8 protein-coding genes are annotated in these 12,811 nt (G+C 61.3%); 5 read left to right on the top strand and 3 right to left on the bottom strand.

The window, feature by feature from the left end; all coding sequences use genetic code 11:
- Positions 1-138: 138 nt before the first annotated feature.
- From BSZ35_RS11160 to BSZ35_RS11140, 5 genes are all read left to right on the top strand, one after another.
- Positions 139-1,206, top strand: a complete 1,068-nt coding sequence (locus BSZ35_RS11160) for an endonuclease/exonuclease/phosphatase family protein (protein WP_219846630.1) — start codon at positions 139-141, stop codon at positions 1,204-1,206.
- 146 nt (positions 1,207-1,352) lie between these two features.
- Positions 1,353-1,955 (top strand): carboxymuconolactone decarboxylase family protein, encoded by a 603-nt coding sequence (locus BSZ35_RS11155; protein WP_181149303.1) that lies wholly within the window; start codon positions 1,353-1,355, stop codon positions 1,953-1,955.
- Positions 1,956-2,120: 165 nt separating this feature from the next.
- Positions 2,121-2,543, top strand: a complete 423-nt coding sequence (locus BSZ35_RS11150; protein ID WP_105012507.1) for an OsmC family protein — start codon at positions 2,121-2,123, stop codon at positions 2,541-2,543.
- Positions 2,544-2,858: 315 nt separating this feature from the next.
- Positions 2,859-3,551, top strand: coding sequence for a protein-L-isoaspartate(D-aspartate) O-methyltransferase (locus BSZ35_RS11145; protein WP_105012506.1), 693 nt, complete (start codon positions 2,859-2,861; stop codon positions 3,549-3,551).
- A gap of 85 nt (positions 3,552-3,636) precedes the next feature.
- Positions 3,637-6,891, top strand: a complete 3,255-nt coding sequence (locus BSZ35_RS11140) for a UvrD-helicase domain-containing protein (RefSeq protein WP_105012505.1) — start codon at positions 3,637-3,639, stop codon at positions 6,889-6,891.
- Positions 6,892-7,528: 637 nt separating this feature from the next.
- Here the strand turns inward: BSZ35_RS11140 and BSZ35_RS11135 are convergent.
- From BSZ35_RS11135 to BSZ35_RS11125, 3 genes are all read right to left on the bottom strand, one after another.
- Complete coding sequence (locus BSZ35_RS11135) at positions 7,529-8,068, bottom strand: hypothetical protein (RefSeq protein ID WP_105012504.1); 540 nt, start codon at positions 8,066-8,068, stop codon at positions 7,529-7,531.
- Positions 8,069-8,332: 264 nt separating this feature from the next.
- Entirely contained in the window at positions 8,333-8,875 is a 543-nt protein-coding gene (locus BSZ35_RS11130; protein WP_105012503.1) for a hypothetical protein, read from the bottom strand.
- Between the two features lie 212 nt (positions 8,876-9,087).
- Positions 9,088-12,477: a T9SS type A sorting domain-containing protein gene (locus BSZ35_RS11125; protein ID WP_105012502.1), complete on the bottom strand. Its 3,390-nt coding sequence runs from the start codon at positions 12,475-12,477 to the stop codon at positions 9,088-9,090.
- Positions 12,478-12,811 lie beyond the last annotated feature (334 nt).

The following is a 12,811-nucleotide window of genomic DNA, read 5'->3' as shown; positions in this document are numbered from 1 at the left end:
TCAGTGCGATTCTGCATTGACGCGGCGCCTCTCGTGCCGTTTGCGTTTGGAAGGAAAGATCCACGGATTCCTGTTTCGGCGCCCCGCCCAGAGAGATCGGATTCTACTCCTCGCTCATTTTGTATGTGTCGTTCGAATATGAAGCGCACTCTCTTCGTCCTTGTCTCGGGAACGATGCTTCTTGTCTGTCTCGGTCTGTTTTTTCTGTGGGCAGACGCCGGCCCCCGCCCCGAGGCCGACCTTACTCAGCGTACGAGCTACCCTACGCCCCTGCCCCCGTCGACCCAAGACACTTTCACGGTGGCCACCTACAATCTCGGCCACCTGGCGGAAGGCGGCGATTCGCCCCCGTCCGTCCTGCAGCGCGTCGAGGCCCTTCTCCGCCAGACGAACGCCGATTTTATCGGCCTTCAGGAGGTCGATTTCGGGCGGTCCTCCTCTGTGCTTGACTCGATGGCGCTGCAACTTGGAATGAAGGGCACCGTGAGTGCGGTGCGGTGGAACGACCGGTACAGTCCCTACGCGCCGAGACTGGGGTCCATTGTGTCTGGCCAGACAGTCTGGAGCCGATTTCCGATTCGGCAACATGTTCGGACCCGCATGACAGATTCCTCTCAGGCCTTCTGGGAACGATGGCTCCGGCCCGACCCGGTCGTACACACCACCGTCGTCGACATTGGCGGATGGCCGCTGTTCATTATGAACATCAACTTGGACGCTCCCACCGTGGCCACCCGTGAGCAGCACGCCCGCGAGGTGAACCGATTATACCTGCGACTTGCCCGCCTGGGGATGCCGGTTCTCATTGTCGGAAGCATCGACGGCCCGATGTCCTCCGCTTCGGCCCTCGCCTCCAACAGCGAGCCAACCTCCTCGGACAATGACACGGTCGAGCTTCTGCTGCGGGGGACGAGCCTGCAGCCGGCCTTTTTCGCAGAGGGGGCCCGCGTGACGGGCCAGTCCGTCGCCACCCACCCAGCCGACACGCCCCGCCGGAAGGTCGACTACATCTTCTATCGGCCGGGACGCATTGCCCCCACGGACGCAAACATCCGGTGTGGGGCATCTCCTCCGCCGTCCGACCACTGTGCCGTCACCCTCTCGTTTCTTCTCCCTCGTCCCCTCGATCGCCTCCCCGATACTCGGATTCCGGATGCCCAGCTGCCCTCACTCGACAGTCTTTTGCACGCTCCTCTCGACGAATAAGGCCGACGGGACGCCCCCTGCGAACGGATTCATCGCCCGACGCGCGTAAAGACACAATGAATCGGCCACTGGACTGTCACGTAGGGCGCCGCCTCGTCGTCATGGGAATGCTATGATCGATGATCGTTCATCAACATTCATTCCCCATGACCGACGCAGTACCGCCGCTTTCCGAATCCGCATCCGACGACGAGACCGAATCGCCCCGCCTCGCCCCTATTGAGGACCCGTCCGCGTGGAAAACCCAACTCACCTACATGCTCGCGCGCTGGCAGCAGGGCACCGTCATCACGCCGCTGAAGGTCGTGTGGGCCCGTATGCCCGAGGGACTGCGCCTCGCCTACGAGATGAACAAACTGGAAGGCCGGCTTACGCTCACCCCGACGCTCCGCCTTCTCGTGAAGGAACTCGTCGCCACCATCAACGGCTGCGCCTTCTGCCAGGACATCGCGCAGGCCGATGCGCAGGCGGAAGACGTGTCGTCCGAGAAATGGGACGCGCTCCTGGAGTACGAGTCGCATCCGGCCTTCGACGCGGCCGAGCGGGCCGCCCTAACGTACGCGGAAGAGGTGACGCGCACCGTGGATGCAGAGGACGATACGTTCAATGCACTTCGCGCACACTTCGACGAGCGTGAAGTCGTGGAACTCACGTGGCTGGTGGCGCTGGAAAACTACTACAACCTCCTCAACCGCCCCCTCGGCATCGGCTCGGACAATCTGTGCGAGCTGTCCAACGGAACCGAATGACCCGAACACGCCTTGCCAGGACCCACCGAGAGGACGCTCCTCGCGTCCCACGAGAGCGATGTCGGAGAGGAGCGCTTTGCGGCAAGCATACCAGTATCCTATGTCAAGCGGAAAGGCGCCCCGTCGGGACGCCTTTCCGCCTCTTCTTGAAACACGATTTTCTCCATGGTCCAGATTGACACCAAGTATCTCGGCGATCTCCTTTGCAAAGCGGAGCACACTCCTTCTGGGGTGACGCTTACCACCGACGCGCCTACCGACAACCACGGGCAGGGCCGCTCCTTTTCGCCCACCGACCTCGTGGCCACAGCACTCGGGAGCTGTATCGCGACGATTCTGGGCATCCAGGCTGATAAACACGACTTCGACCTGGACGGCATCGAGATCTCGGTGGAGAAGGAAATGGCCTCCAACCCGCGTCGCATCGACTCCCTGAAAACGGAGGTGACGATGCCGGCTCCCCTCGACGATCAAACCCGCGAGCGCCTGGAGCGCGCCGCCCGCCACTGCCCGGTGGACGAGAGCTTGCATCCCGACATTGACGTCCCGATCACATTCCACTGGCCGGAAGACTCCTCGACGCGATAGCCCCCGACCGCCACTCGTGACAATGGGAACGGGACCAGCTCCTGTCTCACGGACGCGCCGAATTTCGCCGTACCGGTCACTCCCGATTGGAGCAAGCTCCCTTGTACCCAGATGTACTTCGTGATAGGCCGTCGGTCTGTTCGGCAGCCTCACCGGATGGAGTTGCTCGGCCCGATATGGAATTCCATCGTGCAGCCGAATAGGATTTCGTCATCACGTACGTTCTCATTTGCGTGTGACGGCAATAGAACGCAAATCGACCCGCCCCGTTTATCTTATCTGAAATAACACCTCTTCAAACGGGACTCCCATGGCATGCTCGTCCTCCTCCTTGCCTCCCTCCTTCTGACCGTCCCGCCGGACACGAGCTGGAAGCACCAGCGGCTCCGCACCCAAATGGTGGAGCAGCAAATCGAAGCACGAGGCATCTCCGATCCTGACGTGCTCGACGCCATGCGCTCGGTGCCGCGCCACCGCTTCGCCCCCAATCATCCCCCGGAACTGGCGTACGCGGACCGGCCCCTCCCCATCGGCCACGAGCAGACGATCTCGCAGCCGTACATCGTGGCGCGCATGACGGAACTGGCAGCTCCCGACTCAACGGATCGCGCCCTAGAGATCGGCACCGGCTCCGGCTATCAGGCCGCGGTGCTGGCCGAGATCGTCGACTCGGTCTACACCATCGAAATCCTCCCGGAACTGGCGACGACCGCCACGAAGCGACTCCAGAATTTGGGCTACGACAACGTCGTCGTCCGAAATGCCGACGGCTTCAAGGGCTGGCCCGAGCGTGCCCCCTTCGACCTCATCATCGTGACGGCGGCCCCGGAGACGATTCCGCCCCCACTCATCCGACAACTCGCCGAGGGCGGCCGCATGATCATTCCGGTGGGCCCGACCGGCCGTACGCAGCGCCTCACCCTGGTCACGAAAGCGAACGGCGAGATTTCGACCCGCGAACTCGCCCCCGTCCGCTTCGTCCCCTTCCTCCGCAACAACAAAAACTGACGCCCTCCCCCAACCTTCAACCAGAATCCCGGCGTAGCATCCCGAACACAGCACCTCGTCCTGTCCCCACGCCCCTCTGTCCTCAATGACGAAAAACGCCGACCGGCCCGACCTCAACCCCGACCAACGAGCTGCCGTGACGGCCTCGATGGAACCGCAACTCGTGGTCGCCGGGCCGGGCACCGGAAAAACCCGCGTGCTCGTGTGCCGAGCGGCCCACCTCATTGAGCACGCCGGACTGACGCCGTCGCACCTCGTCCTCATCACCTTCACGCGCCGGGCCGCCGCCCAGCTCACCCGCCGTCTCGCCGCCCTCGTCGGCCCCGAGGCGCAGCATGTGCGTGCCGGCACCATCCACCACTTCTGCTACGAAACGCTCCGCGCCTTTCCCGATCGGGGCGACGTCCCGGAGGACTTCGTCGTGGTGGACGACTCGGTCACCGACGCCTTCTGGCAGCGGTGGTACGAGGAGAATGAGCAGTGGTGCGAGCGCAACTATCTGGGCAGTTACCGGCAGGTCAAAACACGCATCAGTCGCATCAAGCTCGGCATCGACACGGTGTCCGGGCGTCTGAACGAGGGCCTGCACGCCTACAACGAGATGCTGGCCGACCGCGGGGCGCTCGACTTCGACGACCTGCTCGTGAACACGCGCGACCTGCTTCGTGAGCACGATGCCGTGCGGGCGGCTTTGGTGGAAGAGACCGACGCGATTCTCGTGGACGAGTTTCAGGATACCGATCCCGTGCAGTTCGACGTGGTGCGGCGCCTGGGCACGGAGGGCGTTCACCTCTTCTGCGTCGCCGACGACGACCAGTCCATCTACCGCTTCCGCGGGGCACGCCCCCAAAACGTGCATCGCTTCATCGACCAGTTCGACTGCCGGGAAGAGAACGGCACCTTACACATTCTCACCACCAACTACCGCTCGGACCATTCCATCTTTTCGGTAGCCGAGGCCGTGCTCGACGGCGAGGAGCGCCTGAAACGACGGGGCGAGATCCACACGCAGGCCGACGGCACGGCCCCGGTGCGCCTCGTGGCCTGCGACGATAGAGAGCACGAGCGGCTCTTTGCCCTGCGGCAGATTCAGGAGTGGATCGAGGACGGAGCCCATCGGGGCGAAATCGCTGTTCTCACGCGCTGGAACCGACGCCTGGCGGCCCTGGAGCGGGACGTGCTGCGGGCCGGCATTGCCTGCGAAACGAGCAGTGCCGAAAATCTGCTCGATACCCCTCCGGCCCGGGCCCTTCATGCCCTGCTCCGCGTGATCGACGCCCGCCGCCGCGACCGTCCCGTCGAGGCGCCGATGAATGAATTGCTCGACCAGCTGCTGCCGGACGAGGTTATGGCCCGCCTCCGCGACTTTGCGCGCCGCCAGATGCCCGATCACAGTGACTGGACCGTCTTCCAGACCGTCGTCTCCAACCAAAAGGCCCGTCACGCGGCCGGACTCGACCAGGCCAACGATCGGCTCGACCGCGTCTACGCCACCATTCGCAACCTCCTCCCCATGACCCGGAACGACGATCGGACCATTGGCGGATTCGTGACGGACGCCCTGCGCCAAATCGGCGGCCCCCTCCAGTTGCTCTCCCAACATACAGCGTCCCTCACCGACCCGACGGAGCTGCCCTCGATTCGAGAGGCTGGAGAGGTGCTCTCGCAGTGGGCAACGGCTCAGCACTCCTCGCCCCCTCCCCGCCTTCTCTTGCACCACCGGACGCCGCAGATCACCCGGCTCTGGCGTCAACTCGTGCGACGGGCGCTCAACCTGGAGTCCGATCCGCCCGCGCCGCTGCCCGAAGCACAGGAGGCCCTCTTCGCGAGACCCGCAGAGGATGGCATTCCCCCGCTGGGGCCGCAGGACATCGTTCTCACAACGGACCTGGAGGCGTTCCTCCGCTGGGCCGACCGTACCGACGCCCTCCCCGACCCGAATACGCCGCCCCAGGTTCTGCTGCTCGCCCCCGACGCATCGCTGCCAGCGGAGCAGAATACCTTGCTCGGCTTCGATCCGAGCGACATTTCCGTGGTGGATCCGGAGCAGACGTTTCACAGTCCATCGGTCCGGCTCTTCAAATGCCTGCAGGCCGCCACGGGACCGTCCGCCGCCGAGCCGCTCTTTCCCGAGTACGTTATGGTTGATCTGGAGGCCACCAGCACCGATCCCCGCCAGTGCCGCGTAGCCGAGATCGGGGCGCTGAAGGTGCGTAACGGAACGATCGTGGACGAATTTTCCGCCCTGGTTGAGTTGCCCGACGACCTGACCGAGGACGAGCGCGAGACGCTGCGGGAGGTGTGTGACCTCGACCCGGGCACCGATTTTGCAGACGCGCGCCCGGAGGCGGAGGTGTGGGCCGATCTCTGCGACTTCGTCGGGACCGCGCCGCTCGTGGCCCACAACGGCCAGCGGTACGACTTCCGTGTCCTGCGCCGCCTCGACGCCGAGCACGCCGCCGACGCCCGCTGGACCACGACCTACGACCTCCTGCCCGCCGCGCACGAGCTCTTCCCCGACCTCCGCCGCTACAGCGCCGCAGCCCTTCGGGCCCAGTTGTTGGACGACACAACCTCGACCGCCCACCGCGCCCTCGATGATTGCAAGGATCAACAGCGCCTGCTGACCCACTTTCAACAAGAGCGTGCCCGCCAGCATCGCATCCAGGCCCACGAGTCGCTGCTGCCACTGCTTGCGGCGGCCCTCACCTACGAAGAGCCGTCGCCCGACGCCCTGTCGCCGGACGCTGAGGCATTGCTCCAGGTCGGCTACGTGTGGGCCCTCCGCGACGCATCGCCCGCCGGCCCCGACCTGCGCTCCATGCTCCCCCGCGCTCTCACCGACCGGCTTCGACAACACCTGCTCTACACCCTCATCAAGGAAGAGACCATTCCCACGGCCGACAGTGGACTGCAACCGGGCCTCGCTCGCCGCCTCAACGCTCTGTTTTCTCCGTATGCCGACCGCCCGCTCCTAAGCGACGCGCTGGAGGAGTTGCTGACGCACCTCGCGCTCTGGGGCGATAATGACACCGCGACGGGCGACGACGTGGTCACCCTTTCGACCTATCACAGCGCAAAAGGACTTGAATTTGAGCGCGTGGTGTGCATGGACGTGCACGACAATGCCTTTCCCCCGTACTTTGCCCGCGATCCTGAGGAGCGCCGGGAAAGCCGACGCCTCCTCTACGTGGGCATGACGCGCGCCGAGCGCCACCTCGTGCTTACCTATCCGAAGCAGGAACGCGGCTACACCCGCCGCCCCTCTCCCTTCCTGGATGCCGCCCCGGATGCCCTGCTGGAAACGACAACCCAAACCGATGCCACCCCTCCACACTAAAACTACTTTCCCTGGAGATCGCATGGGTGGAGGTGAGTACCAGCTGATTCAATTACCCTCCGTATCCGGGAGGAAGGCCGTGGAAATTGTGGATAACTTTCGGGAAGAGACCGATCTCCGTCTACTTGCGCCCAATAACAGAAACAAAAACCCGCTCGACGCCCCAGTTCGGCCCGAATCGCCCAAAAACAAATGTCTGTTATTGTGCCAATTCCGCATAGAATGTGCACACCCTGTGGATAACTTCTGAGGGCGTTTTACCTCCCTTCTCCCCCAAAGCCTCTGTTATTGTTATAGATTCGGACGCCTTTATCAAAACGGCGTGCTCAAGAGAAACCAGCCCATCGCGCACAGACTCCTCAATCTGAGAGAAAAGCAGACTGGGGACCGCTCCAGAGCAGAAGCGTAGAGACGCAGCGAGGGCAGGAGAAGAGAAATCAGCTCTCGATGCAGTGCCGAGGCCTATTGCTAAGGATGACTGTGCACTTCACTACGAGGGTCTTCGGAAAGTCTCGCCGCGAGGCGCCTCGCGACGGCCCCCGCTCTCTGCAGACCGATGAAATGCACAACGATCCGTGGTTGCTGGTATGAGTACGTTCCCAATCGTCCTCGCCCCCGGTAGATGCCTCCTCCTTTCCTACCGGTTCGATTCCGAGTCCTCCGTGCTGGCCGTCGACGGCCCTTTTCGATTGGGAAGCCGTTCAAGGATCAGACGCAGATCTTTACGAAGAGGCTTCGTGAGCTCAAATTGATGGGATCCGATGGTCGCCGCGACCCGGTCCGCCGTGGCGAGGCGCTGGAAATTCGAGCGCGTGAACGTCGCGTGTTTGATTTCGAGAATGGAGTCATCCATCGACCGTGTATTCGAACGCACGTCCTGCGTGGACACGGGCCGCCCGTCGGCTTGTACCCGCACTTGCGTTGCTGCACTCATATCCGTAGCCGCCTCCGCAAAGCCGTAAAACGAGAGGGTCCACGTGGTGTCCGTGTTGCTTGCTTCGTACGCTGCCCGGAAACTGGCATGTCCCGGGTACGAATCGGTGACGAGAGAGCGCATTTCCGTACTAACGAGGCGCATTGTCCCCGTCACTTCACTGGTCTCTTTCTTGATTTGCGCCCATCCCGTCGACGGGGCGAGCAGAGCGAGCGCGAGCACAAAAACGAGAAAGAAACGCATGGCGGTATGGGAGTCGTGGGGCTTCCAATGAATCCGGACGTCGTGCTCCAGAAGTGAATTTGACACGGGATTAACAGCTAAGGCGCGGCGGTCGTCTGTGATCCGCAACGACTTCATGAAATCGCCTTCACAATAATAACGTTACGTGCGTCAAAAGAAAAGGCCCCCTCACACCAGTGAGGACGCCTTTCGTTCGGGGACCACCGATCTACTCGAAACGGATCGACACTACGGGAGATGTCCCCGTCTCAGATTGAGGACGGCCTACCGGCTGCCGGAGGAGTCGTTACTCGCCGTTTGAGGCCCGTCTTGTTCCGGCACCCGATCCAGAATCTGCCGCATGTCACTGCGCCGCGGCCGGATGGCCATAAATTGTGCGCTCCCCACCGAGATGGTCACCTTCTGCGCCTCCGCGATCATCTGGAAGGCCGAGCGGGAAAAGAAGGCCCGCTTCACCTCGAGGAGTGAGTTGTTGACCGTACGCGTTTTCGATTCGAGACGTCTGGGTTCAAACTGCTGCCCATCGGCCGTCACGCGGAATTGATTCGTCTGACTGACCTGCGTTTTCTCCTTCGCGAATCCATAGAAGGAAAGGATCCAGGCGGGCCCCTCATCGGGATCGTTCATGTATTCGGCCCGGAAGGACGCGTGGGTGCCTGCATAGGTCTCGGAGTGAAGCGAGCGCATACTCTTGCTCTCAATTCGCTTCACGCCCGTCACCTCGCTGACCTCGGATTTCACCTGAGCAACGCTGGAACCGGTCCCAAACAGCGCCCCGAGAAGGAGCAGGGAAAAGACATACCGCATGGACTGTAGACGTAGTCTTGGATGAAAATGAATCGTCGTTGTCCCTAAGTTGCAAGGATGACGCCAGACCGAAAAAGCAGGACGCATCCCCATTCGGCCGCCAGTCGACGATGTAGATCCTCCACCCCACAGGTAGAAACGATCCGTCACAAATAAAAAACCGGCGTCCCCGGAGTACCCGAGGACGCCGGCATGTAGGGAGGAATGTGGACCTACCGGACCACGGTAATTCGCTTCGTGGCGGTCACGCCACCGCCCCGCATCCGGACGAAGTAAACACCACTGGAGAGCGTGGCCGCATCCACCGAGACGCGGCGCGTCTGCTCCGCGGGCGTCGAGCCGCGGTAGAGCGTCTGCACCCGCTGGCCGAGCGTATTGTAGAGCGCGATGGTGACGTCCGCCTTCTCCTTCATAGCGAACTCGACCGTCGCCTGCTGCCGCACCGGGTTCGGGTACGCCGCAAAGCTGTACGGGCCATCGAGCCCCACGTCGACCTCAATCGGATCGCTGTACGAGGCCGAACCGTCGGTGTCGACCTGCTTGAGGCGGAACGTGTGCGTCCCCGCGTCAAGGTCCTCAACGCGATAGGAGTAGGACTGCGGCTCATTGGTCGTGCCCGCGCCCTCGACGAACGCACCGTCAAGGCTGGTGAAGGAGCCGTCCGTCTTCCGCGCTCCAGGAGTACTTGCATCAGAGACGCGGCGCTGCACCTCAAAGCCAGCATTGTTGGTCTCGCTGGCGGTGGACCACTTGATCACGGCGTCCTGCTCTTCCACCTGGCCGCTCACATTGGTGAATTCGACGGGGAGGGCATCTCCATTCGACTCAAAAGCCCCCATATCGACGTACGGCGCATCTCCAGCGGGACTCCCTGTATCCGTCACCGATGGAACATCTTGAGGTCGGGGATTGCCTCCAAGATCTTGAGAGACTGCAATCTCGTCGTTATTCCCAGCATCAATAGCGGGGGACGCCCCTCCGGATGAGCCCGGTCCCTGCAGGCGGAGATCATCATCCGCTGTCCCCAGCACATTATCGGAGCCATCTGGATTTGCAAACTGCGGATTTTGGTCGAGGAGATTTCCGGTGCAATTAGCTTGACTAGGACATCCTCCTTCTACGATGGAGTGGTCAATCGTGAGTGTCGAATAGGACCCCGCAACCTCGATCCCGTTTCCCCACAGAATGGAGTTTGCGACGGTCGGGCTAACGGTGCCATCGGTCGACTCACCGTACAGAGTGCCCCCGCTCCCGCCAGCAGTGTTGCCGGTGAACGAGACATTCGTGATCGAAGGACTTGCGGTTTCTCCGGACGACGCGGCGTGGTTCCAGATGCCGCCCCCATCCCCAAGAGCAGCATTCGCGATGACCGTCGCATTTGTCAGCGAGGGGCTGACCGTGCCCGTTCCGTTCTGTGCGTCGTTCGCGATGGCACCGCCATTCCCACCGGTGGCATTCCCTCGAAAAACAACACTCTCTGCCGAGAAGTTGGCCGTCCCTTCCGCACCATTATAGATGGCACCACCGGCCGTGGCAGCATGATTCCCGTAGAAGCTGACCCCAGAAAGGGTGGGGCTGCAAGTCCGTCCGCTCCCGGCCCGACAGAACAGTCCACCGCCCCGATCGGCGGGAGTGCCTCCTCCGTTCGCCAGACCTCCGGTGACCGTCAACCCATTCAAAATCGTGGATCCGGTGATGTCGGTAGAAACAGCATCAAGAAAGAGTACGCTGTACGCGTTCGCGTTCTTTAGATGGTCCGTCTGACTGGGGGTGGTCCCGTCCCCATCAGTGTCGGACTGCGGGGCATACGGGTCGTCATCGCCATCTAGATCTCCGGAAAGGACGACCGGATTCGCCTCCGGATCTCGCGTGCCGCCCCCAGAAGGATAACCGGCATAGACCTCCACGTTGTCTCCGTCAATGTAAAAGGTCCGACTCCGCACGTCGGTCGCATCCCGACGGCGGGACGGCGTGTAGGTGCCGGTGGCCACCTGTACCTCCGTCACGTCGCCCGGAGTGGCGGACGCCTGTGCGTTCTCGTTGGCCCGCAGGCCGGCCTGGAGGTCGGTGTACGCATTGGTCCAGTCGGTTCCATCCATGTCCCCACTCGCACCCTGGTCGACGTGTGCGACGCCGCCGGTCGGTGCAACCCCGCCACGCTCGTAGGCCCCGATGTCGACGGTTTTTCCCTGATTCCGATCAGTGAGATCCTGATCGGGGACCAGTTCGGAGGTATTTCCATCTCCGTCGATGTCCGTTACGTCGGTGGGGACCACACTGACGTCTCCATTATCAATGGCTGCAGAGGCCCAGTTGCGCTGGAGGTTATCGTCGGAAGTTCCCCAGCTTCCGTCTGAACCGGCTCCCCTGTTTGAACCGAGGTATCGGGGATTAGCGTCGAGATTGCTAGAATGGTAATCGATGGAACCGCCTACGCCTCCATTTGAGACAGCGCCCTGACCTCCTTCTACGAGCGAGTGAGCAATGATCGGTTGACCGGAGCCTCCTTCGTAAACCGAATAGCTCGTATGGTCCCAGACGATCGAGTTTCGAAGCTCAAGATCGGCACCGCGAGTAATAATCGCAGAACCTCCTTTTCCTCCACTCACGCTACCTGATGCGGTATTTCCAGCGAAGGTAGCGTTTATAATCGAGAGGCTCGCTGTACCATTATCGGCGTCATTGAAAATGGCGCCTCCATTGCCAGCTCCATTCCCGAAAAAAGTAGCGTTAACGATTTCCCCATTTGCCGTTCCGGGATCCCCGTTGTTGAAAATAGCCCCCCCGTCCTGACTCGTATTTTGCAGAAAGCTCGAGGCGCGAATCGTCGGGCTCGCCATTCCCCCTTCGGCGTCGACGTAGATCGCTCCACCGAATCCTGTATTCCCAGTTCTATTATTTTCAAACGTTAGACGCTGGAGAACCGGACTGCACTCGTCACCCCCTCCTGTTCCATCGTCGGAGCCGTCGCAGTAGAGTCCCCCCCCTCGGTTGTTCGGAGACGAACCGTTTGCGTTGCCCCCAGTTACCGTCAGACCGTCAATCACGGTGGTACTCGTGAGGGTCGTACCGGTCCCGGTGCGACCATCGAGGTAAACCACATGGTAGGCATTTCCCGCGGAACTATTGTCCTCATCCACGTCCCCGGAGAGCGTCACGGGATAGGCCTCCGGATCACGATCACTTCGGTTACTCTCTTGCGTGCCTCCACCCGAGCCGTCCGTACCGTCGAACCCGCCGTAAAAGGCAACGTCGTCCCGGATGAGGGTGAAGGACTCGCTCCGACTTTCGGCACTGTGCTCGGTACTTGCGTCCCCATTGTTGTCTACGTTGTCTACATCCGGGTAATACGTGCCCCCGGCGACCCAAATCTCGAACGACGTTGAGAAGGAACTATTATTCACCTCATCGAAGGCGTCCTGTAGAGCCGGGTAGGCACAGTCCCAGGACGACCCGTCAAGGTCGGAAATAGAAGATGCCGACCCACATCCGCTTACAGTTGCGTCCGCATCTACGTAGATGTCAGGTTGAGCAAGAGATGTATTGGGCAACGCCAACACAACGGCGAAAGCGAGGGCAAAAAATGAGAGACGAGAATACATCGTGTCGAGAGGGCTCAAAACAAAAAAGGACGTGCAATGAGAAGAGTCGTAGAGAGGAAATCAAAGGGAGCAATATTCGGGTTTCTTTTACCCAACAATCTGTAAATTAGTAAAACAGAATATGAAACAGACTGCGCCTTCCCTCAACTTATTCACACAGGTTTAACAACCAAATAAAAGGACCATTTCAGTTTGTAATGTTAAAGGGAGCGTAAGCGATGGGGCTGGAGTTTAAGCACCTGATCGGTGTGTTGAAGAACCAAGCTCCATTCGACGCGTCGCTTCCTCCGGAACGTTACATCCAGCAACACAACATCTTATCAAAAAAAGAAAC

This window comes from Salinibacter sp. 10B, from assembly GCF_002954405.1.
In the GTDB taxonomy this organism is placed as follows: domain Bacteria; phylum Bacteroidota; class Rhodothermia; order Rhodothermales; family Salinibacteraceae; genus Salinibacter.
This window is presented reverse-complemented; position numbering and strand designations above follow the sequence as displayed.

What these genes read in the sequence shown, in the direction of transcription:
- BSZ35_RS11125 (WP_105012502.1), bottom strand. Translation starts at nt 12,477, where the DNA reads ATGTATTCTCGTCTCTCATTTTTTGCCCTCGCTTTCGCCGTTGTGTTG.
- BSZ35_RS11160 (WP_219846630.1), top strand. Translation starts at nt 139, where the DNA reads ATGAAGCGCACTCTCTTCGTCCTTGTCTCGGGAACGATGCTTCTTGTC.
- BSZ35_RS11130 (WP_105012503.1), bottom strand. Translation starts at nt 8,875, where the DNA reads ATGCGGTATGTCTTTTCCCTGCTCCTTCTCGGGGCGCTGTTTGGGACC.
- BSZ35_RS11150 (WP_105012507.1), top strand. Translation starts at nt 2,121, where the DNA reads ATGGTCCAGATTGACACCAAGTATCTCGGCGATCTCCTTTGCAAAGCG.
- BSZ35_RS11140 (WP_105012505.1), top strand. Translation starts at nt 3,637, where the DNA reads ATGACGAAAAACGCCGACCGGCCCGACCTCAACCCCGACCAACGAGCT.
- BSZ35_RS11135 (WP_105012504.1), bottom strand. Translation starts at nt 8,068, where the DNA reads ATGCGTTTCTTTCTCGTTTTTGTGCTCGCGCTCGCTCTGCTCGCCCCG.
- BSZ35_RS11145 (WP_105012506.1), top strand. Translation starts at nt 2,859, where the DNA reads ATGCTCGTCCTCCTCCTTGCCTCCCTCCTTCTGACCGTCCCGCCGGAC.
- BSZ35_RS11155 (WP_181149303.1), top strand. Translation starts at nt 1,353, where the DNA reads ATGACCGACGCAGTACCGCCGCTTTCCGAATCCGCATCCGACGACGAG.